The 25,651-nt window shown below is 60.5% G+C and carries 19 protein-coding genes; 15 read left to right on the forward strand and 4 right to left on the reverse strand.

All coding sequences use genetic code 11. The features are described 5' to 3' along the window. The first annotated feature begins 43 nt into the window (after positions 1–43). From GSQ83_RS16515 to GSQ83_RS16530, 4 genes are all read left to right on the forward strand, one after another. The gene (locus GSQ83_RS16515) at positions 44–565 is read left to right on the forward strand and encodes a hypothetical protein (RefSeq protein WP_158803969.1); all 522 of its coding nucleotides are present in this window, start codon (positions 44–46) and stop codon (positions 563–565) included. A 105-nt stretch (positions 566–670) separates the two neighbouring features. After that, positions 671–4,528, forward strand: coding sequence for a glycoside hydrolase family 99-like domain-containing protein (locus tag GSQ83_RS16520; RefSeq protein ID WP_158803970.1), 3,858 nt, complete (start codon positions 671–673; stop codon positions 4,526–4,528). 139 nt (positions 4,529–4,667) lie between these two features. Then, positions 4,668–5,111 (forward strand): hypothetical protein, encoded by a 444-nt coding sequence (locus GSQ83_RS16525; protein WP_158803971.1) that lies wholly within the window; start codon positions 4,668–4,670, stop codon positions 5,109–5,111. Between the two features lie 202 nt (positions 5,112–5,313). Further along, complete coding sequence (locus GSQ83_RS16530; RefSeq protein ID WP_158803972.1) at positions 5,314–5,919, forward strand: hypothetical protein; 606 nt, start codon at positions 5,314–5,316, stop codon at positions 5,917–5,919. Positions 5,920–5,984: 65 nt separating this feature from the next. Here GSQ83_RS16530 and GSQ83_RS16535 read toward each other — a convergent pair whose 3' ends face one another. Both GSQ83_RS16535 and GSQ83_RS16540 read right to left on the reverse strand, forming a co-directional pair. After that, positions 5,985–7,544, reverse strand: a complete 1,560-nt coding sequence (locus GSQ83_RS16535; RefSeq protein WP_158803973.1) for a glycosyltransferase family 2 protein — start codon at positions 7,542–7,544, stop codon at positions 5,985–5,987. A 189-nt stretch (positions 7,545–7,733) separates the two neighbouring features. Further along, on the reverse strand, positions 7,734–8,744 hold the full coding sequence (locus tag GSQ83_RS16540) for a phytanoyl-CoA dioxygenase family protein (protein WP_158803974.1): 1,011 nt from the start codon (positions 8,742–8,744) through the stop codon (positions 7,734–7,736). Between the two features lie 308 nt (positions 8,745–9,052). Between GSQ83_RS16540 and GSQ83_RS16545 the strand changes: the two genes are divergently transcribed. Together GSQ83_RS16545 and GSQ83_RS16550 are read left to right on the forward strand one after the other, a co-directional pair. Further along, positions 9,053–9,916 (forward strand): type IV pilus biogenesis/stability protein PilW, encoded by an 864-nt coding sequence (locus GSQ83_RS16545; protein WP_158803975.1) that lies wholly within the window; start codon positions 9,053–9,055, stop codon positions 9,914–9,916. Positions 9,917–10,268: 352 nt separating this feature from the next. After that, positions 10,269–11,318, forward strand: coding sequence for a hypothetical protein (locus GSQ83_RS16550; protein ID WP_158803976.1), 1,050 nt, complete (start codon positions 10,269–10,271; stop codon positions 11,316–11,318). A 77-nt stretch (positions 11,319–11,395) separates the two neighbouring features. Here GSQ83_RS16550 and GSQ83_RS16555 read toward each other — a convergent pair whose 3' ends face one another. Continuing rightward, positions 11,396–11,986, reverse strand: a complete 591-nt coding sequence (locus GSQ83_RS16555) for a TetR/AcrR family transcriptional regulator (RefSeq protein ID WP_158803977.1) — start codon at positions 11,984–11,986, stop codon at positions 11,396–11,398. Between the two features lie 83 nt (positions 11,987–12,069). Between GSQ83_RS16555 and GSQ83_RS16560 the strand changes: the two genes are divergently transcribed. After that, positions 12,070–12,954 carry an SDR family oxidoreductase gene (locus GSQ83_RS16560; RefSeq protein WP_158803978.1) on the forward strand — a complete coding sequence of 295 codons (885 nt, stop codon included), beginning with the start codon at positions 12,070–12,072 and terminating at the stop codon, positions 12,952–12,954. Between the two features lie 156 nt (positions 12,955–13,110). On the opposite strand, the gene GSQ83_RS16565 is transcribed toward GSQ83_RS16560, so the two are convergent. Beyond that, positions 13,111–13,788: a GntR family transcriptional regulator gene (locus GSQ83_RS16565; RefSeq protein WP_158803979.1), complete on the reverse strand. Its 678-nt coding sequence runs from the start codon at positions 13,786–13,788 to the stop codon at positions 13,111–13,113. A 144-nt stretch (positions 13,789–13,932) separates the two neighbouring features. Here GSQ83_RS16565 and GSQ83_RS16570 point away from each other — a divergent pair, with 144 nt between their 5' ends. The 8 genes from GSQ83_RS16570 (at position 13,933) to GSQ83_RS16605 (ending at position 25,650) form a co-directional block, all read left to right on the forward strand. Next, the gene (locus GSQ83_RS16570) at positions 13,933–15,321 is read left to right on the forward strand and encodes an aminotransferase (RefSeq protein ID WP_158803980.1); all 1,389 of its coding nucleotides are present in this window, start codon (positions 13,933–13,935) and stop codon (positions 15,319–15,321) included. 244 nt (positions 15,322–15,565) lie between these two features. After that, positions 15,566–16,618 (forward strand): TMAO reductase system periplasmic protein TorT, encoded by a 1,053-nt coding sequence (gene torT / locus GSQ83_RS16575; RefSeq protein WP_216850247.1) that lies wholly within the window; start codon positions 15,566–15,568, stop codon positions 16,616–16,618. 24 nt (positions 16,619–16,642) lie between these two features. Then, positions 16,643–18,193 carry a sugar ABC transporter ATP-binding protein gene (locus GSQ83_RS16580; protein WP_158803981.1) on the forward strand — a complete coding sequence of 517 codons (1,551 nt, stop codon included), beginning with the start codon at positions 16,643–16,645 and terminating at the stop codon, positions 18,191–18,193. Beyond that, positions 18,190–19,203, forward strand: a complete 1,014-nt coding sequence (locus GSQ83_RS16585) for an ABC transporter permease (RefSeq protein WP_158803982.1) — start codon at positions 18,190–18,192, stop codon at positions 19,201–19,203. Before GSQ83_RS16580 ends, GSQ83_RS16585 begins: the two co-directional genes overlap by 4 nt. Next, a complete protein-coding gene (locus tag GSQ83_RS16590) occupies positions 19,200–20,186 on the forward strand; it encodes an ABC transporter permease (protein WP_158803983.1) in 987 nt (328 codons plus the stop codon). The genes GSQ83_RS16585 and GSQ83_RS16590 overlap by 4 nt, the downstream gene beginning before the upstream one ends. 17 nt (positions 20,187–20,203) lie before the next feature. Then, the gene (locus tag GSQ83_RS16595) at positions 20,204–22,264 is read left to right on the forward strand and encodes a hydantoinase/oxoprolinase family protein (protein WP_158803984.1); all 2,061 of its coding nucleotides are present in this window, start codon (positions 20,204–20,206) and stop codon (positions 22,262–22,264) included. 1 nt (position 22,265) lies between these two features. Next, a complete protein-coding gene (locus GSQ83_RS16600; RefSeq protein ID WP_158803985.1) occupies positions 22,266–24,020 on the forward strand; it encodes a hydantoinase B/oxoprolinase family protein in 1,755 nt (584 codons plus the stop codon). 88 nt (positions 24,021–24,108) lie between these two features. Further along, positions 24,109–25,650, forward strand: a complete 1,542-nt coding sequence (locus tag GSQ83_RS16605; RefSeq protein ID WP_216850249.1) for an ABC transporter substrate-binding protein — start codon at positions 24,109–24,111, stop codon at positions 25,648–25,650. The last annotated feature ends 1 nt before the right edge of the window (position 25,651 follow it).

Here is a 25,651-nt window from a genome sequence, read left to right on the forward strand (position 1 = left end):
ATCCGGCGCCGTATCGGTGGCGGGGGGTTCGGGCGATTCAACCATGTTTGGCGGGACGGGCGCGGCGTCCAGCTATCTCCGCGCGGGTAGTGGCAACAGCACGCTTCTCGGCGGTTCCGGTACTGGCGCATCGACGCTCATCGGCAATGGCAACGTGGTGGAGTTTGCCCGAGGGAGCGGCCCCACCACATTCATCGCCGGTGCGGGACATTCGATTATTGACGGCGCCACGGGCTCGGGCCAGGAGCTCGTTTTCACCAGTGTCGCCGGCAAGGATGCCAGCGCGCTGATCGCCTTGAACAATGCGGCCGACACGGTGGTGGGCGGCACGGGCAATTCGACGGTGATCGGCGGCAATGGCCCGGACTTATATGCCTTCATCGCCGGTCATGCCGGCGGTTCGGAGACGATCTTTGGCCTGAAGCCCAACGACGCGATATTGTTCGGCGGGTACAGCAAGAATCCGATCGCCAGCGAGACGGTGAGCCACGGCAGCGACGCGATTAAACTCAGTGACGGCACGACGATCACGTTGATCGGGATCGACCATAAGCTCTTCAGCTAGCGATTCGAAGGGAGCGCCCGGCCGACGATCTTCTGCGGCAAGCGGAGCACGACTGAGAAGATCGGCGCCAGATGAGCGTGCCGCGCGAGCGGTCAAAGGGGTTTGATGTCTGATTTCCTGGCACTCCTCGTTCAAGCCGGCCGTGAGCCAGGCTTTGCCGAACCGGTTGGCGAGGACAGCGACGAACCATCGGACAAACTCATTCGCCTGAGCCAGCTGGCATTCCTGGCTGAGACCGGTCTTTTCGACCTGGATTACTATGCATCCAGTTATCCGGATGTCGCGCAAACTCAAATCAGCGTATTCGAGCATTTCTTCGACCATGGATATCTCGAGGGACGCCGGCCAAATCCATATTTCGACACGGCGTGGTACCTGAGCGAAAATGAAGATGTTCGTGACTCCGGGCGGCAGCCACTGCTTCACTATGCGCTCTATGGTGACAAAGGCGGGCTCTCGCCGAGTGCCGTTTTCAACCCCGCGTGGTACCGCAAGCACTACAAGCTGAAAGACGACGAGCTGGCGCTGAGCCACTTCCTCAGAAACAGGAAAACCGGCAGCTATAGTCCGAATTCGGATTTTGACATTGAATATTATCTGAAACACAACCCCGACGTGGCGGCAGCGCCAGACATCGATCCCTTCGAGCATTTTTGGCTTTGGGGCTATCGCGAGGCGCGGAATCCATCCGCCCAATTCGATGTAAAGTTCTATGCGGACCGCTATCTGAGCGGCGACCTCTCCGAAAATCCGTTCCTCCACTACCTTCGGCATCGCGGCGAACCCGGCATCCATGGCCGGATGCTCGATGATGAGATCACGCTACACAGAGAACTGAAGCGTTTCGCAAGGCCCGGCAGCCATTTCGAGGAGCATCGGCCTCTGCCGCGGTCGGCCCGCCGGCACGCGAAGGTTCTAGCCTACTATCTGCCGCAGTTTCACCTCTTCCCCGAAAATGAGCTGTGGTGGGGAAAGGGATTTACGGAATGGACGAATATCGCGCGAGGCTCCTCCCGCTTCAAGGGGCACTATCAGCCTAGAATTCCGCGTGATCTCGGATTCTACACCCTGGACAACGACGACATCATGCGGCGCCAGGCCAGGCTGGCCCAGGAAAGCGGCATTTTTGGCTTCGTGTTCTATTATTACTGGTTCAACGGCAAGCGGCTGATGGAGCAGCCGGTCGAGCGCTTCCTCAAGGATGCGGCAAACGACATGCCCTTCTGCTTGATGTGGGCGAATGAAAATTGGACCCGCCGATGGGATGGCGCGGAAAGCGACGTGCTCATCTCGCAAGACTATCTCGCCGATGATGACGAGCGCATGGTGGCGGAGTTCTCGCGTCATTTCAGGGATCCGCGCTATATCCGCATAGCGGAACGCCCACTCCTCATGATCTATCGGCCTCAGCTGATACCAAACGCGGCCTCGACCATCCTGCGATGGCGAGACATGTTCCGGGTGCGGTTCGACGAAAATCCGATCATCATAATGGCACAGAGTTTCGGTGACACTGACCCGGCGGCTTTCGGGCTCGACGGTGCGATCGAGTTCCCGCCACATAAGCTCACCCAACACCTCAAGCCGGCGAATCTCGAGGTTGAGCTTCTGGACCAGGAGTTCTCCGGCAAAGTCTACCACTACGAGCAGGTCGTGGAGACTTCTCTGGGCGAGGCCGCGCCCCCCTATCCATTGATCAAAACCGCTGTGCCCAGTTGGGACAATGATGCCCGGCGCCAGGGCCATGGCCTGATAATGACCGGATCCACGCCGCAAAAATATGAGGCCTGGATCACTCAGCTCATCCAGCGCTCGAAGCGGCAGTCATTCTTTGGCGAGCCCATCATCTGCATCAATGCCTGGAACGAGTGGTGCGAAGGCGCCTATCTCGAGCCTGACCTTCACTTTGGCTCGGCCTATCTCAATGCGACAGCCCGCGCGGTGGCCGGCGCGTCACGCAACACCGCGGCCCCGCGACTAGTGCTGATCGGGCATGATGCCTTTCCGGGCGGCGCGCAAATGCTGTTGCTGAATATCGGCAAGACCCTTCGGCGCAGCTTCGGCGTCGATATCCACGTCATCCTCCTTGCGGGCGGCCAGCTCGAAGAGGCCTATCGGGCCGCCGGGCCTCTCTCGGTCTGCGCCAGTGACGGAGCACTCAGCGCGCGCCTCGAATCCCTGGCGAGGTCCGGATTCACGAGCGCGATCATAAACACCTCGGCGGCGGCACGGGTTGTCGGATTTGTGCGAGCGGTGGAGATGGATCCCGTGGTTCTCATCCATGAGCTTCCCCGGATCATGCGCGAAAAGCACCTGATTGCCGGCGCGAAAGCCGCCTTGGACGAGGCCCGCTACATCGTCTTTCCTTCTCCCTTCGTGCGCGATGAGGTTCTACGGGAACTCGACAACCGTGTGACCGACCGTATCCTTGTTCAGCCACAGGGGCTTTATCGCGGCATGGTCAGGCGCCCCGCGCTTGGGCAATCAATTCGCCAGGAGCTCGGCCTTCGCGAAGGCGACAAGCTTGTCATCGGCGCTGGCTATGCGGATCTGCGAAAGGGCTTCGATCTTTTCTTGCAACTGTGGCGCCAGTTGAGAGGGGCTCCGGAAACAACAAGGATTCACCTCGCCTGGGCCGGTGCCATTGATCCGGGCCTCGCCGAATGGCTATCCCTGGAGATCGCGGACGCCATCGCGACAGGATCATTTCACCACATGGGCTACCGGGAGGACATGGAGGCTATTTTCTCCGCCGCCGACGCCTTTGCCCTGACCTCCCGGGAAGACCCCTTTCCATCCGTCGTGCTTGAAGCAATCAGCATGGGAATTCCGGTCGCGGCTTTCGATCGCTCCGGCGGAATTCCGGATATGCTGAGGGATCTGGGGGATGGCGATGTCGTGCCGCACGGTGATGTGGGCGCTTTGGCCACCGCGATCCTGGCGTCACTGGCGGATGAGCCGACTGACGAGAAGCGATCGAACCGGCGCGCCGCGGTTTCCAGGCAATTCGCCTTTCGTCCTTATGTTCAACGATTGCTCGCACTTGCCGCACCTGATTTGCACTCCCTTTCTGTCGCGGTGCCGAACTACAATTACAGCCGATATTTGCCTGATCGCCTGAGCTCCATCTTCAATCAGTCGCACCCTGTTCACGAGATCATCGTGCTCGATGATCACTCCTCCGACGACAGTCTCCAGGTTATTCCTCGGATAGCCGACGAGTGGGACCGTGAAATTCGCGTGATGGAGAATTCCGCGAACTCGGGTTCGGTATTCTCCCAGTGGCGAAAGGCGGCCGAGGCGGCCACCGGCGAGTATCTATGGATCGCCGAGGCCGATGACGTGTCTGAGCCCGACTTTGCCGCCCGCGCTCTGGCGCTTCTCAACGACGATCCCTCCATCTGCTTTGCGTTCAGCGATTCCCGCTCGGTGAAAGGCGACGGATCCGACCAATGGGCGGATTACAAGGCTTACTATGCAACCGTCGAGCCCTCCGCGCTCACGAATACGGAGATTTTCGATGCAGCCGAATTCGTTGAGAGAATGCTGTCGGTCAAGAATCTCATCCTCAACGCGAGCGCGGTCGTCTGGCGGCGCGAGGCATTGCTTCGCGCTTTGGCATCATGCCAGGCTGAACTGCTGGCCTTCAAGATGGCTGGGGACTGGCGTCTTTACCTGGAGGCACTGTCATTTCCAGGAGCACGCGTGGCTTATGAAGCGCTGCCGCTCAATGTCCATAGACGGCATGGTGACAGCGTAACGCATGCCCTCGACGCTGAGCAGCATATTCGAGAGATCGCCTCCTGCCATCGTTTTCTCAACAAGAGCTTCAATTCCCCTTTGCAAGTTCGTCAGGCGCAAGGGTCTTACCTGGTGGAAGTCTCGCGGCAACTGGGGGTGACAAAGGCGACACCCGTGGCACGCAGGACGAGATCGAAAACCTGGCTTGCGAAGCGAGGTTGAATGCGACGTAGTTAAACTCCCGTAGCACGCCGGCCGATGAGTTATCAGTATGGGGTAGTTCAGGTTTGGTTGTTGTCGTGATATGAACTAGCGGAACCCAAATCGGTGCCTGGATGCGCCATAGGCTTAGGAGGAAAGCATGTATATTCCGCCGTTCGACTCCCTTTTGAAGGCACTCGGAGCCACGCGGAAAGAGTTCAATCGCGTGGACCAGATCACCTTGCCTGTTCCATTGCTTAAAATCTTATTGCAGATGGCCAATGCCGCCTCGGACTTCAACGAGATCGGCTATCTCCGAGAGAATCCTGACATCGCGGCCGCCGTGAAGACAGGTGAGATCCAGAGTGCGAAGATGCACTACATCGGCTTCGGATATTTCGAGGGCCGGCTAGGTGCGATTCCTGAAGTGGATGTCCCTTGGTATCTCGAGAGCAATCCCGATGTTGCCGATGCGGTCGAACAGCAGAAGGTTGGTTCCGCCTCCGAGCATTTCAATGTTGTTGGTGCCGGCGAAGGCAGAAGCCCGAGCAAAAAATATGAGACCGTGGCCGCGCAATGGAAGAAGGTCCTGGTCAGGGACTAGAGCCTCGAAGCCGCGTCGCAACGCTTCGAAACGGGGTGACGCAGCGGATGGCAGAGACCGTCATGAAGCGGATGAATACGGTGCCTCGCCGGAATTCGCCCGCAGCATGATGGGACGCCATGGCACTCCAGGCAAAGCTCTCACCGGCTATGCCGGTACCATTTCATCGCGCCGATTCCGGGTTAACAAGGATGCCTGATCCATGGCTGCTCTTACGAGAGCCGGCTTCGCCCTTCCAGCCGCGGCGGAAGATTTCTTGCGCAGCAGCGATGGGGCATTGCTCGCCGAAGATGTCGCTTGCTGGGCGCGATGGTACAAAACCGCCTCATGGTACGCTGGCCAGGGAATGCCGGTCACAGAGACAAACCTCCCTTTCCACCTGCAGGCTTTATTTCTGGCGCTCGCCGAGTTTCGGTCACTCTTCGACTACCGAACACTCGGCCGGGCGGCGGCAGGGCATCGCCAGCATCAGGAGACGCTACGGCGCGCCACCGAACTCTATATTTCCTCGCCCTCCATAGGCCCAAGGTTTCGTATTCAGCACGGGCAGAATACGTCCATCCTGGCAAATGAAATAGGTTCCGATTTCTGGATCAACCACAATGTCACGATCGGGTCCCACCGCGGCATTCCCAGCATCGGAAATAAAGTCACCATACGCACGGGGGCCGTTGTCGTCGGACCCATCAGGATTGGAGACAATATCGATATCACTGCCAACGCCGTGGTGGCAACCAATGTCCCTTCCGACACGATCGCCTTCGCGCCAAGCACAATATTCGTCCGCAAGGCACGCGCCAAACGCTAAGTGAATCTCGCTACTTGTGGCGGCGGCTCGCATATCCCTATATCAGGGCTCAAACTCCGGTTGACTTAACTCTCATCAGATATGCGTCCACGTCGACCATAGACAGCTTTCAAATCAATCTCTTGCTCGAGACGGCGGATTATCTCCTTCGTCCTTTTTCGTATGTTAGCGAGTTCTTCCTCAATTCCGGGCAGCGCGAGCAGCGATTGATAGTCCCTCTTCATGCGGCTGATCACTCTCGAATTTGGAGGATCGAAATTGCCCCGTTCATCATTGGCGCCCCAGTCGAAAAAGGATGAGAAGTCGAGAGTCGGACTGCTGATACCGGAAGATATCCTTCCGCGTGCTCGCTTGATCGCGAATTCCTCGAACGACTTGTTCCAATAGTGGTTTAATTGGCCACTGCCATAAGTTGGCTTAAGGAATAAAGCTGGCACCACGGGTTCGAGTTCGGAATCGACGCAAAAAGTGCCGGGAAACAGCGTCGGGTAATGTATATTCGACATTGAGAGGACGTCGGATAGCTTGACGAGACTCTTAACGTGTTTGTTGTGGATCGAGTAGATGAAACGCTCGGCCACGAGGCCATCCGTCATCCTATATTCGTTCTCGCTCCCGAACCATTTCCAGTTGAAACTGACCGCGGAAGGCGTCTCGTCGCCAAACCGCTTCGAGAGTCTGGCAAAGAATCCGTTCATATCCAGAGTGGGCTCGCAGCGCGAGACGAAGAACTCGTCAACGTCTATATAGAAAACCCAGGAGAACTGACGGAGTTCGGGAAGCAGGTGAAGAGAGTGCTCGAAAACCTTCTTCTGGATCCTGGTGCCGTCGGAGACAGAGTTCCGGATAAGTGTTATGATTCCCAGTTGCGCCAGGCGCCGCAAAAGCTCATCCGAACCGTCCGTGTTGTCATTCGTGTAAATAAAAAACGCGTCGAATCCGAGAGAACGATGATGGGCAAGCCACTCAAGAATGGCTACGCCCTCGTTCCGCACGGACGTAACTACAGCAGCACGGCGCGTCGGCGGGATAGCGAGCTGGAGAGCAAAATTGGCCAGTCGCATTGGGGTCCAATCCGCCTCGTCGGCAGCGAGAAAATCTTCGACTGGCGGGCTCGCAATGATTTGTCGGGGGCGCGGAGATGTTCCAGCCTGGGGAAATCGAAGACCCAGAGTCCTTTTGAGATTTTCTACGAATACCTCGCCTTGCTGGTCGAGCACCTGAGGCATCTCGATTGAATTTCCCAGAAAGAGCCGTTCGATGAGATCTTTTATATGAGAATAGTTCGCGTCTCGCCCAAAGGCATCCGCGGCCATTTCCGCTACTTCAACCTGCAGCCGCTCACGCGACAAAGTGAAGGGCCGCGTAACATAAAACCTCTCCAGCGCATTAAAGCTGCTGGCTCTGGAGACGGTCATAGACGGTTCTACCGCTTTTGCGGTCGCGGCCATTCCCGGTACAGCGGCAGGAATTTTGCCAGTTGCAGGATCGCGCGAAGCGCCAGGCCCGCCGAGAACCACGCTCGGTACCAGGCCGTTGGCCAGGTCGCCCTGAACCGAGCCACCGAGAAACCACCTGAGTGGATTCATCGCCGCTCGCAAGGATGGCTTCCCCGTCATCATCATAGGCCCCGCTCAACTGGCTCAGGACGAATGTTAGTTCATGACCGCTTCTCGCGCTACCGCGCACGGCCTATGTGTTTCAAGGTCGGAACTCCGCCAGCTGCTATCTGGCAAGAGCGTTGCTCGCCCCGGCGATTTGTCCATCTTCGTTCGAATCCTGCCCGCCAAGTGCCTTGACAGCGCCTTCACGTGCTACGAAGCCGATCCGGAGTCGCCTCCGCCTTCCGTTTTCCTCGCGAAATGGTCCCGCCAACTCGGCAACTTCCCTTCCGCCTTGTTCCAGGGAAAATCCATGATCACTCCGCTGTGCCGTCGGATCACTCCGGTCGAGCCCTTTCCGTCCTGCGGGATCCACCTGGCCGGGTAATCATCCAAGCCTGTAAAATGAGTCACGTATGACTTCCGGGTCCGTCGATCGTCCCGTACGGTGGTGCCGGTATGGGGCATATTGCAATGCCAGATAAGCACATCACCCTTTTTTGGTAGAAAAATCTCGCGTTCGACATGAGCTTGAAGCAGCCGATCGTCTAGATACGCCGCGAACTCTCTCCCATTTCGCAATCGGGTCTTTTCGCGGCTGATGATGTCCCCTCCACCCCAATCGAAGAAGCCGGTGACCTCTGGGCGATGGGCTCCCGGATAATAGGCGAGCGGCCCCGCATCGGCATGCACGTCTTCGAGCGGAATCCAGGAGGCAGCCATATAGGCAAGACGGCGTTGCATATTGACGAAAGGGTAGTCGATGTGGGTCGACTGCTGACTGCCCATCCAAAACGTCAAACTCTGCATTGGAGCAGCCGGCGAGCCGAAGACCGCCTGAAGGAATTCAGTTACTTCGCGAGTGAGGCTCAAATGCGCGGCGTGCAGAGAGTAAGTGTGCAGGTGATTGAACTTCACGCCGATCCCTTCGATGACCTCACGCGAGACAGCCTTGGACCAAGTCTGTTTGCCGCGAACTTCGATCGGAATTGCGTAGTCGTGAAAGTTCTCACGCAAATGGTCGACTTCAGCGATGAACTGATCGATCAGATCGAGTGGTACCACGTTGCGAAACACAACGTATCCATTCTTACTCCAAAACCTAAGCTTTTCAGAGAGATCGAAGGATACAGGCTTGCTGTAGTTAAAGATAAAGGCGTCAACATTCGCATCCGCGCGGTCGATCCAAGGCATTTCCGCCGTCAGTTCATTCTGCTCGGTCATCTGGCGCTACCCCATACCTAGCTCCGCAAAGGCCCCACTTTGCATAGGCTAACAACGCCATATCGCATTCACAATGTCTCCTACAACTTAGTAGACCTGGACCATCCACGCCTTATGCCAATGTGCAGCTTGAAATTTCTCTGTGACTGCGGAATGATCGCCGGTTGAAGCGTTTTGCACAGGCCGCGCCGATGATCGTCCCAAACACCATCGTCATCCGCCGATTTCCGGACGAGTCCTCGTGTAACAAGCGTCGGTTTGCCGCTTCCGTCTTGGGGAAAGTCGCGCTGAGCCACGGAGTGAGCTAGATGGTGTATCTCACTGACTCCAGGCCCAGAGTGAAACTGTTGAAGGCGACGAAGCGGCATTTCCAGACGCATGGCTGGGAGGTCGAGGAGCAATCACATCCTCACTTCGACCTCAGGGTAAAGAAGCGCGAATTGCGGTTCTTCATAAGGTGCTTGGACGAAACTGTCAGACTCTACGCGAGCTCGCTAGCCATCATCAAAGATGTCGAGAGTGTCGCCAGGCAAGTTAGGGCTCGGAACGGTCGCAGTCTTGTTACGGTTTTAGATTCGGGCTTTCACGACCTTGACCTTGATAATTTAGTTTCCCGCGAAGTATTCGCAATCCTGGTTCAGAATTTGCACGCTATTACGAGCTTGGATCGGTATCTTGACGAGTTGCCCGACGAACTTACCCCCGGCCAAAGCCTTTTACTTAAAAGGGACGTGTGGCTTTGCCTCTTCATTGCCGACCGGTATCAAAAGTTGGGGGACGACATCCATGCGGTAGATTGGGCGCGCTACGGGGTAGAGGCTAGCACCGGCTTTTCCGACGCTTACATGACCTTGTTCACGCTCTTAAAAGACAGAGGTGACTTGATCGGCGCGGAGAAAATCGCCCTCGCAGCACTTCTACTGCAACCCTTCGAATGTGAATTTCTCCGCGAGATGAAGCATCTCTCCGCACAGCGCGGGGACCGGGAAGCCGCTGCTCGCTGGGCGCAGCGGTTGGAGCGGGAACTTGCTGTGCCGCGTGACTTTGCCGACATCATCAAAAACCAGAAGCGAAACGCTCCCGCATCTTCGGCAAATGTGGAGGCTGAGCGACCCTGGCCGAAGCCAGGCCGCTTCGGCCGGATCTTCGCTGGCCTTTTCCGATCCGCGTAAGGAGCTCGCCCTTGGGATAGATCGCCTAACCGCTCGACATCACCCCACATGTCCTACATTCCGTATGACCGTTGAATCGTACCGCGCGAGAATCGCAGCAAGACTAGTGTCAAACTCGGGTTGGCTCGACTACTTCATTTCAAACCTTGCTTGATTGCCGGTGAGAGGGTGGTCTATTCTCTGATCCGTGCTCCGGCATAGCAATTGCACGGGCAGCAGCGTGACGTTTAACCCAAAGAGTCCCGAGGATTTGAGTGGTTGCCAGAAATATTTCGCTGCGCTGTCGAATATGAACCGCCGAGGGTTTCTTCTTGGAGCCGCGGCAATGGTAACTAGCAGCGATTGCAACGCCATGTCGAACAGTGTCGTCGCCGGCGCGATCCGATGGGATGCCTGGTATGACCCCAGGGACAATTCCGTGTTCGCACAACGCAGCCTGAGCTGGGAGCAATATGAAGGACGCGCGCCGGCGCATTGCAGAGTCGCGGCCGATCACAAGGTCACTTGCGTTGGAACGCAGGAAACCTTGGATAAAGAAATCCGAGAAGCCGCCAGCAGTGGTCTGAAATACTGGGCGTTCGTTTGGTATGGGCCGAATTCGAGCTTCAGAACGGCGTGGAACCTTTATCAGAGTAGTAGCTTGCGCCATATGGTGGGTTGGTGCGGGATCGTTACGCTTGATTTGCTGGGTTCGTTGCCGTTCAAAAATGGAGAATGGCGAAACCGCATGAAAGAGTGGGCCGGCTATATGAGTCAGCCGCACTATCAGAAAGTCACTGTGAACGATGCGCCCGTCCGGCCGGTGTTATTCCTGTTGTGGCACCCCCAGGACGTAAAGAACTATTTTGCTGATAGCGTAGACAATGTACGTTTGGCGCTCGGCTACTTACGTGATCTGGTAAAAGAGTCTGGCCTCGATAGCCCCTATATCGTCATCCTCGATGGCCCGGAAGGAGCATCAGTCACCGCGGAATGCGGTGCGGATGCGATTTCCAATTATATTTCTGGTTTCCGTCACGAAATGGTCGGGCCGTATCGTGACCTCGATCGGCAAACTCGAGCTTATTGGAGAACCTTGGCGGCGGCGGGAGTGCCTATTGTCCCCATAGCCATGGTCGGTTGGGACACGCGTGCGCGGCGAGCGCATCCCGTGCCCTGGGAAAGGTCCGAAAGCACAGCACCGCCCAATTTGCGCCAATACTATGTTTTGCCCGAGCCGGCGGAACTCGGCGCGCACCTACAGGCTGCCGTCGATTACATTGGGCGAAATGCACGAGCGTGTCCCTCTCAGCTTCTCCTTATCTACTCCTGGGATGAATGCGATGAGGGGGGCGGCTTAATCCCGACGGTCGAAGATCCCAGTGGCAGCTATCTTTCCGCGATTGCACGGGTTCTTCGCTAGCCGAATGCGATCAGATTGATCCAGGAGCAATCAAGGTACTGGCGCGAAAGCAAAATCAAAATAGTATCTCAGCGTCTTCATCGACCTGTACCTGTAAGGGGCCAGGCTGACATGCCAAGGTCGATCATGAGATTCAGCATGCCCTCGTCGGCGCCAATCTGCGGGAAGTTCAGAATGGCCTGGAGCACACCAAGAAAATGCCAGGCGAGCGCATCAATGTCGGCATCGGTCGCCAACTCGGCTCTCTCCACACCGTCTCGCAGAATCTTCGCAAAGACCTCGCGTTGGCGCTCGGCGGACGCCAGGGCCACCGCTTGTCCGGCCGCGGATAGTTCCGACATTTCGGTGATGCTTCTCGCGATCAAGCATCCGGCGGGGCGTGGTGCCGACAGGTCCGGCAAGAAGCCGCTGAGCAACGTATGCAGCCTCAAGCGCGCGGCGCCGGCTTGCGCCGCGTTCATTCGCCGAAGCACGCGTGCTGTATAGGCCTGGAGCGCTTCCCGGAATAGGCCGTCTTTGTCAGTGAAGCGGTGATAAAGGCTGGAGCGGGAGAGGCCCGTGGCCTCAGTCAGTTCGCTAATGGACGTGGCGGCGTAGCCGCGATGCCAGAAAACACTCACGGCCGCGCCGATAACAGCGATCTCATCGAATTGCGGCTTGCCGCTCACTTCTGCACCTTCACTTGACATCTTGGACCGAACGTTCCAAAGATGATAGACCGAGCGTTCCAACATATAGGAGAGCGTCGCAAATGTCTAAAGTGGCCTCGGCTTCAGTCAGGCCACGCATTGCCATCGCAGGAGCGACCGGCCGCGTTGGCTCGGCTTTGACGGAACTTTTGGCGGCCGATCAGGTTGAGGTTGTCGCCCTGACTCGCCAACCGGACAAAGCTCAGGCCTCGCGGGGCATTGCTGTCGCTGCTATTGATTTTGGCGCGCCGGAGACGGTTCGTGAAGCCCTTCGCGGAGCCGATCGGCTCTTCATCTCACAAGGCAGTTCGCCGCAGCAGGTTGCCAACGAAAAGGCGCTCATTGACGCGGCCGTCGCCGGCGGGGTCCGCCATATCGTCAAGGTTTCGGCCATGGGGCCGGCAACTCGGCTTTACCCCTTCGCGTGGCACATGGAGATCGAAGCCCATCTGGCACGCCAGATGATTGCCTCGACTGTCCTGCGACCTTCGGCATATGCCGACGTCCTCATCAGACGCGCGGCAGGATCTGTCGGAAAGGGGTCATGGGCGGGCGCCGCGGGCGACGGACGTATCAACTTCATCGATGTTCGCGACATCGCGAAAGTTGCACGTGTCGCGCTTTTTAAAGAAACCCATCCGGAATGCCAGCGAGCCTACCATCTGACCGGACCGAAGGCGTGGACGATGCAGGAGATCTCGGAAGAGCTGTCCCGCCTGCTTGGCCATCCCGTCGTCTATATAAATCGGACGCTCGATGAACAGCGGGTCGCACTGCTGGCAGAAGGCCTCACACCTTTCGTGGCGGATCTGATGATGGGACTGGAGCAGACCTTCCGCGAGTCCGTTCTTGGAGAGACTACTTCGACTGTGAAGGAGTTGACGGGGGAAGCACCCCGGTCGTTGCCGGAGTGGCTTGCCGAGAACATCGGTCTCTTCCGCAACTAGGTGCAGTGCGAGTAAAAGAATCCAACCAGGGTTGACTTGCCCAACGATCAGCGATCGAAGGTGCGGCCATCGAGCAGTGAGTCAAAAAAGAATGGTCCCTGGTGCTGACGATCGCGTTGAGCGCCGGTCAGGCGCCCGAACCACTCGGCACAGACCTCAGAATGTGGACTTCCTAACCTCATGTTGCTCCAAATAAATGCAGAGGCTGGGACTGCTCTTGAGAATGTCGCGCTGCAAGGCGACACGGGCCGCCGCACCGTCTGCTTTCGATAAGGCCGCGATGACCTGGAGATGCTCGTCGCCCAAGTAATCTGTCGCGACGTCGTTGTAGAAGACGTTAAGGATCGGACCCATCGACATCCACAGGCTCTCAATCTGCTTCGTCAGCATATCGAGGCCGGCTATGCGGTACAGAGAAAAGTGGAAGGCGCGGTTGGCCCGAATGGCAACCTCCGCCTTGCTGGAAGTGACGGCTGTCGCGAACTTCTTGTTCAACTTGATTAGAGTCTCTACGTCTGCTGTCGTCGCGCGAGAAGCAGCTAGTTCGGCCGCCAGTCCTTCTAAGGCGATGCGAATGGTCCGCACTTCTGTGTAGCGCGCCAAAGAGAGATCGGGAACATGAACGAAGCGCCGGGAGCGCAATTCCAAGCCGCCTTCACTCACCAAGCGGATGCATGCTTCACGAACGGGCGTGATGCTGGTGCCGACGCTGTCGGCGAGATCCTGCATGATGAAGCGCTGCCCCGGCCGGAAGTTGCCGGCGATCAGCTCTTCTCGTAGGTGCTGGTAGGCCCGCTGCGAGAGGCTGCCAGCATCCATCAGCTCCACGCTCATCTCCCCAGGTTCCCGGCCAGCCTATCGTTTCGGTACGCAGTCGGCCACAGCGCCATGATGGCAAATTTCTCTTCTCATACCAATTTATAAGTTATAAGGAAGTGGAAAGGCTCCAACTGGCGCTCGACGGTCCTGGAGAATGCGATGCTGAGTAATTCTCTGGCGCATATCGATGTTGCCTACCATCTCCACCCGCAGACGGACCCACGACTGCACGAAAACAGGGGGCCGCTCCTCATCGTCGAAGGGAAAGGCGCGCAGGTCGTAGACTCTTCAGGACGACAGTATATCGAAGGAATGGCGGGCCTGTGGTGCGCGTCGCTCGGCTTCAACGAGCCGAGGCTGGCGGAGGCGGCGCAACGTCAGATCAGTCGTCTCGGCACCTATCACACCTTCAACCATCGCTCGAACGAGCCCTGTGTCCAACTGGTGGATGCGCTCTCCACCCTCTCGCCGATCCAGCCCGCGCACTTCTTCTTCGCCAATAGCGGGTCGGAGGCGAGCGACACGATGGTGAAATTCGCCTGGTTTTACAATGCGGCGCGCGGGCTGCCGGACAAGCGTCGCATCATCAGCCGCTCCGGCGCCTTCCATGGCAGCACGGTGATGGGCGCGGCGCTCAGCGGCCTGCCGCATATGCACGGGGCATTCAACTTGCCGACCAACGAAATCCTCTATGCCGCGCAGCCCCTCGCCTATCGGAATGCCCTGCCGGGCGAAAGCGATGCTGATTTCGCGACCCGGCTCGCCGAAGAGCTTGAGGCGCTCATCCTGCGCGAGGGTCCGGAAACGATCGCCGCCATGATCGCGGAGCCCGTGATGGCCGCGGGCGGCGTAGCGGTGCCCCCCGCCGATTACTTCCCGAAAATCCAGGCCGTGCTGCGCCGGCATGACATCCTGCTGCTGTCGGACGAAGTGGTTTGCGGCTTCGGGCGCACCGGCAACTGGTTCGGCAGCCAGACTTTCGGCTTCCAGCCGGACATGCTGTCGGTCGCGAAGGGTCTGTCTTCTGGCTACGTGCCGATCGCGGCCGTCGCCGTCAGTGATGCCGTCTACCAGGTCATCGCCGACGAAGCGCATGGCCTTGGGGTGCTGGGCCACGGCTTCACCTATTCCGGCCATCCCGTTACGGCCGCCGTCGCCGTCGAGGCACTGCGGATCTACCAGGAGATGGATGTAGTCGAGGTCGCGCGGCGCCTCGGCGAGCAGTTGCAGACGGGGCTTGCGCACACGCTCCGCGATCATCCCCTGGTGGGGGACATTCGCGGCGTAGGTTTCATCGCGGGCATAGAATTGGTGGCGAACCGGCGGAGCCGCGAGGGATTCGAGCGCGGATCGCGCGTGGGCGCTCAGGTGGAGCGCGCCTGCCTGGAACGTGGCCTGATCATCCGCAATATGGGCAACACCATTGCATTGTGTCCGCCCTATGTGATTTCGGTAGACGAGGTCGATGCCCTTGTAGAGCGTTTGCGCGGCGCGTTGGACAAGGTAGCGGACGACTTGACGCGCGACGGCACTGTGCTCGGCGGGTGACATCCTGTACGGCATGGAGATGATACGCGCTCGCACCCTGATGTTTTGGGAAAGATCGGCGCGGGATCGCAATAATTTGCTAGAGGCATGAAACGTCCATGATGCGAAGTCTGGAATTAAGGCCGGGTAACCATTGCAATTCGATTTTATAACTTATAGGAAAAGTGACGCCTTGCGCGCCTCCGTCTCCTGCAAAGCAGCGTCGCCGCGTCGCCGCGCCTGTCAACCGTCATGGAGAATACTGATGAAGTCAGGCCTGGCTCTTGTCGGCGCAATTATATCAGCGATGGCAATCGCACCCCGAGCTGCGCATGCGGATCCCAATTGGTGGCCCTTTGCGGTCGAGGTTCATAATGGCGGGCCCAGCACGACGAAAATCGAATATACGCCGCCCAATGCCCCAACGAAGCATTGGAAGCTCTGCGCGCTGATCCCCAACCTCGCCGACAGCTACTGGCTCGCCATCAATTATGGTATGGTGGAGGAAGCCAAGCGTCTGGGCATCACGCTGACCACGCTCGCCGCCGGCGGCTATGACCAGTTGCCAAAGCAGATTTCTCAGTTCGATGACTGCGTTTCCTCGGGCGCCGATGCGATCCTTTTGGGCGCGATCTCCGAAGCGGGTTTTTCCGGGAAGCTGGCCGAGGCTGCGAAGAAGGGCCTGATCGTGATCGGCGTCGCGAACCCGATCGAGAAAGCGCCCGTCACCGCCAAGATCACCGTCAGCCACTATGCTAAGGGCAAGGCCTCTGGCGATCTTCTGGTGCAGCACCTCGGCAGCGCCGGTGGCGAGGTCGTGGCCTTCCCAGGTCCGCAAGGTTCCGGCTGGGCGGAGAGCTATTTGTCGGGTTTCGAGGATTCGCTGAAGGGCAGCAAGGTGAAGCTGATGGCGGCGAAGTTCGGCGGCGCCAACGTGCCCGACCAGCTCAATCTCGTAACCGACGCCTTGCAGGCTTATCCCGACATGAACGCCATCTGGGGCGGCGCGCCCACGGTGGAAGCGGCGCTCGGCGCGGTGGCCGAGGATGGCCGTACCGTCGCGATCGCGTCTTCCTGGGAGAATCAGGCGATGCTCGATGCTGTCAAAAGCGGCAAAATTCTCGGCTTCGCGGCGGAATATCCGGTGATCATGGCTCGCATCAGCGTCGATCTCGGTGTGCAAGCCTTGGAGAAGACGCTGAAAGGGCAGGAATACGACGTCGTTCCCGGCCTGGTCACCAAGGCCAATCTCGATAAGACCGATCTCACGCAGATCTTCGCGGCCAAAGGTTTCCGCCCCGTCTTCGACGTGCATTGAGGGCCTAGACAACGCGGCGTGAGCGTGGAGCAGGCAAGCGCGGTCACCCCGCTACTCGTTCTGAGCGGGGTGACGAAGCGTTACGGTGCCTTCCGCGCTTTGGATGGTGTGGATTTCGATCTCCGGCCGGGTGAAGTGCATGTCCTGTTCGGCGAGAACGGGGCCGGCAAATCGACGCTGATCAATGTCATCACCGGCAACGTTGCTTTCGGTGAGGGCACTTACAGTGTTCAGGGCCGGCCCGCCGCCGGTCTCTCCCCGCAAACGCTGCGCGCCGCCGGCATCGCGGCGGTGTTTCAGGAATTCAGCCTCCTGCCCGACCTCACGGTCGAGGAAAATCTGTTTCTCGGCCGTGAAATGCGGCACGGACCCTTTGTCGATCGTACGGCGATGCGGCGCCGTTCGGCGAAGCTTTTCGCGGAGCTCGGCTTCGACATTCCAGTCTCCACCTTGGTCGGCAGCCTGTCGCGGCCGGAACAGCAGATGGTGGAGATCGCCAAGGCGTTGATGTTCGATGCGCCGATCCTGATCCTGGACGAGCCGACGGCGTCACTGACCGACACGGACGCGGACCGGCTCTTCGCGGTTGTGGCGCGGCTGAAGGCGCGCGGTGTCGGCATCATCTATGTCTCGCACCGCATGCGGGAAATCCGGCTGCTGGCGGACCGCATCACCGTTTTGCGCAACGGCCGCAGGATCGCGACAATCGCGGCCAGCGGCGTTACCGAAGCGGCGCTGGTCGAGATGATGGCCGGCCGTCCCTCGGGCGAACTCTATCCCGCGATCCGCCACACGCCCGCGGCCGAGCGGTTGCGGATCGAGAACCTCGCCACGCCGGATGGTCTGGTCCGCACCGTATCGCTGTCGGTTCATGCCGGGGAGATCGTCGGGCTTGCCGGCCTCGTCGGCTGCGGCAAAAGCGAGATCGGCCGCGCCGTCTTCGGATTGCTGCCGATTGCCGCGGGCAGCATCACGGTCGATGGTCAGGTCGTGGCGGCGCCGCATCCGCGCGCCATGCTTCGCCGAGGCGTCTGCTACCTGCCCGCCGATCGCGGCACCGAGGGTCTCGCCCTCAACCGCCCGGTGCGGGAGAACGTCACCATGGCCGCGCTCGATACAAGCACATTGGGTGGCGGCGGGCTGCTGCGCCTCCGCGCCGAAAAGGGCGTCGCGGCACGCTTGCTGGAACGCCTGTCAGTGCGGCCCCCTTCGCCTGAGCCGCCGGTGCTCAATCTATCCGGCGGAAACCGCCAGAAGGTCATGCTGACGCGCGGTCTGGTGCGCCCGACGGATGTTTTCCTGTTCGACGAACCCACCGTCGGGATCGATGTCGGTGCCAAGGCCGAGGTCTATGCCCTGATGCGCGATTTGACCGAGGCGGGGGCGGCGGTGCTGCTGGTCTCCTCCGACCTGCCGGAGATTCTGCATCTCTCGCACCGGATTTACGTGATGCATCAAGGCGTGATCGTGCGTGAACTGGCGGGCGCCGAGCGGACTGAAGAAGCCATCCTATCCTGCTTCTTCGGCAGCGCCCTCCTCCAAGATGCCACGACCGCCGGGGAAGCCGTCGCATGACGGCGCCGACCCGTGCCATGCGGGGGCACGGCGGCTGGGCTCTGCCGCTGCGTATCCTGCAGGATGGCGGGCTGCTGATCGTGCTGATCGTGCTGCTGGCGATGATCACCGGCCATGTCCAGCCGCGCTTCTACAGCCGTCTCAACATGCTCAACATGCTGCGCGAGGCCGCCTATCTCGCCATCGTCTCGCTGGGCCAGATGCTGGTCATGATCGCGGGTGGCTTCGACCTGTCGGTGGGCGTGGTCAGCGCGCTAGCCTCGGTCGTCGCGGCCTCGCTGATGGCGATGCTCTATGCCGGCGGCGGGGATGTGACGGTCACGATGATCCTGTGGCCGGTTCTCGCGGCCTTGGCGGCCGGCGCGGCGGTGGGTCTCGCCAATGGCTTTTGCGTGTCCGTGCTGGACCTGTCACCCTTCATGACGACCTTGGCGATGACCTCGGTCGTCGCCGGCGGCACGCTGTATTACACCCAGGGCATTCCGATCTACGGCCTGCCGGAACGCTTCGGCGAGATCTTCGGGCGGGGTTCGTTCCTGCATGTTCCAGCCAGCGTCATGGTCGCATTGGTCTTTCTCGCGCTGATCTGCCTGGTGCAGCGCACGACGCCGCTGGGCCGCCACATCTACGCCGTGGGCAGCAAAGCCCGCATCGCCGCCCTATCGGGCGTGCGGCCGGTTCCCATCCTGATGCTGGTCTACGGCGCCGCCGGGCTGCTGGCGGCCTGTATGGGCCTGCTGGTGACGGCGCGCATCGGTTCCGGCCAGGCGAGCATCGGCGCGTCGCTGGTCATCGAGTCCATCTCGGCCGCCGTCATCGGCGGCGTGCCGCTGCGCGGCGGGTCCGGCAGGGCGGAGCGGGTGGTGCTGGCCGCGATCTTCCTCACCGTCGTCTCCAACAGCATGAATCTGCTGCGGATCGACAGCAAGCTACAGACTTTGGTGCAGGGCTCGGTGGTGATCATCGCCATCGCCTTGGAACGCGCCTTCGCCCGGCGGCGTCAGTCATGAGCGCCACGGCGGAGCGGCCGGGCCGCGAAACGCTGCGCGCCGCGCTGCGCTCGCCGATCCTGCGGGTGATCGCACCCATCGTCATCATGCTGGTCGGCTTCGCGATTGCCCAGCCGCGCGTGGTTTCGCCCGGCAATCTGCTGAACATCGCGGTGCAGGCGAGCTATCTGACGATCCTCGCGGCCGCACAGATCCTCGTGTTGCTGACACGCGGCTTCGACCTGTCCATCGGCATGACGGTCTCCCTGGTCAGCGTCGTGGCGGCCTTGGCCATGACGGCGGGCGGGCATGCGGGACCCGAGGCGGTCCTGTTCGGCATCGCGGCGGGGCTGGGCACTGGTGCCGCGGTGGGCGCGATCAATGGCGCGCTGGTGTCGCTGGTCGGCGTCAATCCCTTCGTCGTCACGTTGGGGATGTTCAACATCCTCCTCGCGCTGAGTTCCATCGTCAGCGGTGGCTTTCCTGTGCAGGGCCTGCCCGCCGGCTTCCTGTCGCTGTTCGGCGGCACTTTTGCCGGTGTGCCGGTGCCCGTCGCGGCGGCGGTGCTGGTCGTGCTGGTCGTCCATCTCATCCTGGGACGCACGGTTTTTGGCCGCAGCCTGTATCTGATCGGATCGAGCCCCGCCGCGGCGCGCGTCGCGGGGGTCCGCACGCGGCTGCATCTCTGGGCCGTCTACGTGTTGTGTTCCGGCCTCGGCGCTTTCGGCGCGCTGCTGCTGACGGCGCGCACGCAATCGGGCGAGCCCAATCTCGGCGGCAGCCTCGCCTTGCAGACCATCGCCGCCGCCGTCATCGGCGGCACGCGGTTGCAGGGCGGAGAGGGAAGCGCGCTTTCGGCCGTCGCCGGCGCGCTATTCGTCACGGTGCTTTCCAACGGCATGGACCTGGTCCGCGTCGATAGCTACATCCAACAGGTCTGCGTCGGCGCGATCATTCTCGCGAGCCTGGTGCTGGACCGCTGGACCGCCGCAAGGCGCTCCTGATTTCCCGAAGGTACAAGATGGCTTTCCAGATTTGCATCGATATCGGCGGCACCTTCACCGACTGCCTGGTGGCGGATGAGAGCGGCGAGATCCGCATCTTCAAGGCGCCGACGACGCCCGGCGCCTTCCATCTCGGCTTCATCGACGTGCTGCATGTCGCCGCCGCCGGCCTGGGACTGGAACCGCGCGACTTCATCGCCGCCATCGAGACTTTGGTGCATGGATCGACCGTTTCCACCAACGCGCTGGTGGAGGGTAAGGTCGCCCGTACCGGCGTCCTCCTCAACGAGGGGCACCAGGACATCCTGGTTTTGCGCGAAGGCCCCCGCAAACGGGGCTTCGAGTGGCGGCTGGATTATCCCGACCCCTTCGTGCCGCGCGCGCTGACCCGCACCGTTGGTGGTCGCATCGACGCGCGCGGCCGCGAACTGGTGCCGCTGGCCGAAGCCGACGTGCATGCCGCCATCGCGCATCTGCGCGCGCTGAATGTCGAGGCGCTGGCGGTCGGTCTGCTGTGGTCGGTGGTCAACCCGTCGCATGAGCTGCGGGTTGGCGAAATCCTGAAACGCGAATGGCCCGAACTGCCGGTGACGCTCAGCCATGAGGTCAATCCGATCCCGCGCGAATATCGCCGCATCATCGCCGCCGCGATCGACGCCTCCATCAGCCCGACCATCCGGCGCTATATCGCGGCGTTGCAGGAAGCGCTGGATGGCGCCGGCTTCACCGGCGAGTTGCTGCTGGCGAATTGCCTCGGCGGTATGATGCCGGTCGCCGAAATGCTCGGCAAACCGATTTACAGCGTGATGTCGGGTCCCACTCTGGCACCGATGGCGGCGCTGGCGCTGAGTGACGAGTCCGACATCATCGTGGGTGACATGGGCGGCACCACGTTCGACGTTTCGGCGCTGCGCGACCACCAGATCATCGTGACGCCGGAATCGATGATCAACAAGGATCTACTCGGCATCCCCAAGGTGGATGTGCGCTCGGTCGGCGCGGGCGGCGGCTCCATCGCTTTCGTCGATGATGGCGGGCTGCTGCATGTCGGCCCGCGCAGCGCCGGCGCGCGGCCGGGCCCCGCCTGCTACGGCGCCGGCGGCACGGAGCCGACGGTGACGGATGCCAATGTGGTGCTGGGCATCATCGACCCGGATTACTTTCTCGCCGGACGCATCACGCTGAACCGCGCGCTGGCCGAGCAGGCCGTGGGCCGGGTGGCGGAGCGCCTGGGCATCGGGCTGCTCGATGCCGCCTACGCAATCCACACCACCAGCAATCACAATATGGTCGCGGCGATCGAGGAGATCACGGTGCGCGAGGGAATCAACCCGCGCGACAGCTATTTCGTCTGCGGCGGCGGCGGCACCGCCTGCCATGTCGCCGAGATGGCGGATATCCTGGGCCTGCGGCGCTACATGGTCCCGCGCTTCATGGCGGGGCTGAGCGCCTTCGGCGGCCTCATCTCCGATATCCGCTGGGAGCGCAACGGCGTCTGCCAAACCAACGACCGCGATTTCGATTTCGCCGCCGTGAACGCCCTGCTCGCCCGGTTGCGGCAGGAGGGCGAGGCTTTCCTGGAAGCGGCCCGCGTGGAACCTTCGCTCCGCAGCTACGTCTATTCCTTCCAAGGCCGCTACGAATACCAGTCCTGGGAAATCGAGGTCGGTTTCGATGCCGCCGACGGCATCGTGACGCCCGCGCAATTGCCCGAGCTGGTGGAGGCGTTTCACCGCATGCATGAACGCATCTACGCCATTCGTTCGGACCGCGACGTGGTGGAATTCACCACGTGGAAGGTGCGCGCCAATGGCGCCCGCCGCAGCGGAGACGCCTGGAAGCGGTTCGAGATCGCTCGCCAGGACAGCATGGCGAAACCCAAATCCGAACGGCCGCTCTTCATCCAGGAGGCCGGTGGCCTGCAAACGGTTCCGGTCTATGACGGCGCGAAACTGGGGCGGGACGCGGCCGTCCACGGCCCCTGCCTGATCGAGACGGAAACCTTCACCGCCGTGCTGAAACGCCAGCACACGGCGCGGATGGACCGGTTCGGAAATCTTCTGGTTGAGGTGGCCTGACATGAATGAAGACACAGTCCTCGCCGGCCAGCGCCGCATCGATCCCTTCCTGATGTCGGTTCTGAAAAGCCGCATGGAGGCGATCGTGCGGGAGATGACGCTGGTGGTGCTCAAAGCCAGCCGCTCCGCCGTCATCAAGAACGGGCGCGACTTCAGCTGCGCGCTGCTGACCTATGACTGCAAGCTGGTCTCCACCGAAGACGCTTTGCCGATCCATGTCATGTCGATGGAAATGGCGATCAAGCCGATCCTGACGATGTTCGACGAGATCCGCCCGGGCGACATGTTCCTCAACAACTGCCCTTTCACCGGCGCCACGCACCATGCGGATATGATCATCGCCGCGCCGATCTTCTTCGAGGGCCAGCCGCTGTTCTGGACGGTGGCGCTGTCGCATCACGCGGATGTCGGCGCGCCGATCCCCTCCACCTACCTGCCCTACGCCAAGACCATCTACGAGGAAGGCGTTCACTTCCCCTGCGTCCGCGTCGTCGAGAACGGGATCGAGCGGGAGGATATCCTGCGCATCGGCATGTATAAGATCCGCGCGCCAGACATGTGGCTCGGCGATCTGCGCGCGCAGATGGGGTCGTGCCGCACGGGGGAGCGTCGGCTGCACGAGCTGCTTCATCGCTACGGTAAGCAGGCGGTGCTGGATTTCGTGGAGGAATGGTTCGAATACGGCACCCGCCGCATGGTCGCCGAAATCCGCAAACTGCCTGCGGGAACCTACACCTATGAGACGCGGCATGACCCGGTCCCGGGCGTCGCGGATGAGGGGATCCCCGTTAGCGTCACACTTACCGTTGATCCGGAGGAGGGGATGGTCACGGTCGATGTGCGGGACAATCCCGACAACGTGCCGGGTGGCCTCAATCTGTCGGAGAATACCTGCACCAGCGGCTGCCGCATGGGCGTCTTCAACAATCTGCCCGCCGACCTGCCGCATAATCATGGCAGCGTCAGCCGGATCCGCATTCTGATGCGCGCGGGCAGCGTGGTCGGCAAGCCGCGCTACCCGGTCGGCACATCGGTCGCCACCACCAATGTCAACGACCGGCTGATCACGGCCGGGAACTGCGTCTTCTCCCGCATGGGTGAACCGCACGGCCAGGCGGAAGGCGGACCGCATCTGCCGATCGGTATCGGCGTGATCTCGGGCGCGGATCCTTTCAAGAACGGCAAGGTCTACGTCAATCAGGTCTTCATCGGCTATGCCGGCGCGGGCGCCCGTAGCGGCTTCGACGGCTGGCTGACCTATTGCGGTCCGGCGAATGGCGGCATGATCTCGCTTGATTCGGTCGAGGTCGATGAGTCGATGTATCCCATCGTCATCGAACGCCGCGGTGTGGAGGCGGATAGCCAGGGTTTTGGCGAGTTCGAAGGGGCTCCTGGCGTCGGCGGCGCGTTCTATCCGTTGGAACATGAAATGACGGTGATCTACGCGGCCGACGCCACGGAATTCCCCGCGCGCGGGGTTCTGGGCGGCACGGACGCGCGGCCTGTCATCAGCCGCAAGCAACTCGCCGATGGTACGATCGTGGATTTGCCGTCCTTTCATGAAGCCAAATGTCAGGACGGCGAGAAGATGTTATTCGTCGCCTCCGGCGGTGGCGGCTATGGTGATCCGCGGAGGCGTGCGAGGTCGCGCGTCGCCGATGTGGTGAGCCGCGGCTGGCTCAGCCCGGAGAAGGCTTTGGAGGTGTATGGTGTCGCTCTCGTACGTGACGCCGCCACTGGGGACTATCGCGCCTGATCCGCGCGCTTGCACAAGCCTATCATCGTCCCAGTTGATGGCAGGTCGCTTGCTTTAAGAAGCTGCACCGCAGCGTAAAGGAGGACACGTGTTGCCGTCCAAGCCCTGCCTCATGGCACTCGCCGCCGGCGTGATGCTCGCCAGCGGTGTGACCGGCGCCCGCGCCGCCGACCAAAAACTGTTTGTGTGGGCGGAAGCGGTCGAGCCGAGTACGGTCGATCCAGCGAAGAGCGACGTCAATCAAGAGATGACCATCGCGCGCAATGTCTTCGACCATCTGACGAATTTTGATCTCGATCACCCGGACCATATCCTTCCCGCGCTTGCGACGAGCTGGACGGAGGACGGCACGAGCTGGACCTTCAAGCTGCGTGATGGCGTTGCATTCCACAATGGCCAGGCATTCGACGCGAATGACGTCAAAGCCACGATCGAGCGCGACCTGCGTATTGGTCAGGGCCAGAGCTATCTGGTGGGCGACATCAAGACCGTGACGGTACTCGATCCACATACGGTAAAGATCGAAACTGCGAAGCCCGATGTCTATCTGGCAGCCAATCTGTCGCGCATCGAAATCATGTCGGCAAAGGACATCGCCGCTCACGCAGCCGATTCCGATCACGGCGATAGCTATTTCTCCGCTCATGCCGATGGCACCGGTCCCTATAAGATGCTCAGTTGGACCCGGGGCGCCCAAATCGACTTGGAGCGCAACAAGTCCTGGTGGGGTCAGTTTCCTGCAAAGCCCTTCGACCATGTGATCGACAGGTTCGTCACGCAGGCGTCGGACCGGTCACGCGGCCTTGAAGGCGGTGAATACGATCTCGCGAATTTCGTCCCGCGTGACGAAGCGGTGCGCATCGGCAAGAGCAAGGGCTTCTACCTTGTTGAAGGCAACAACCTCTGGGCCTGGCCGGCGATCTATCTCAACACGAAGCTCGCGCCGACCAGCAACGAATCGTTCCGCAAGGCGCTGGTGGAGTCCTTTTCCTACGACGCGATGAACCAGTATTTTCTGGGCGCCTCTGTCACGCCTCGCGGGCCGGTACCTGCCTGGGTCCCCGGCAGTCCCGAAAAGGACCTTGCGGTCATCAAGACGGATCTCAATGCCGCCAAGGCCGATCTCAAGGCATCGGGTCTTTCCAACCCGACGATGAAATGCTCCATCCCATCGGGTTTTTCCGAATTCGCCTTCGCCGCTACAGTTCTTCAGGCGTCGGCGGCGCAGATCGGCATCAATGTCCAGATCGAACAGCTGCCCTTTGTCCAGGCCATCGAAGCCATCAAGTCCAACAAAAGCAATTGTTTCGTGCTGGGCAATGCAAATCTAAGCCCGACGGATCCGACCCGGTTTTTTGCGGCACACTATCTGACGGGCGGCTTCTACAATTCCGCCAATTACTCAAACCCGCAGCTCGATGCGCTCGTCCAGGAAATCCCGACGGTCACGGATCCTCAGAAGCGCTATGAGATGCTCAAGCAGGCATCCGAGATGGTGGTGAATTCGCATACCATTATCTGGGCCGCACGGCCGACGACGATTGTGCCTGTTCCGGACGGCGTCGGTGGATACCGTATCGATCCGGCGGAATACATCAACGTAAGACTGTGGGAGCTGTACAAGAAATAGG

Origin of the sequence: Acidisoma sp. L85, assembly GCF_009765865.1 — a bacterium.
In the GTDB taxonomy this organism is placed as follows: domain Bacteria; phylum Pseudomonadota; class Alphaproteobacteria; order Acetobacterales; family Acetobacteraceae; genus Acidisoma.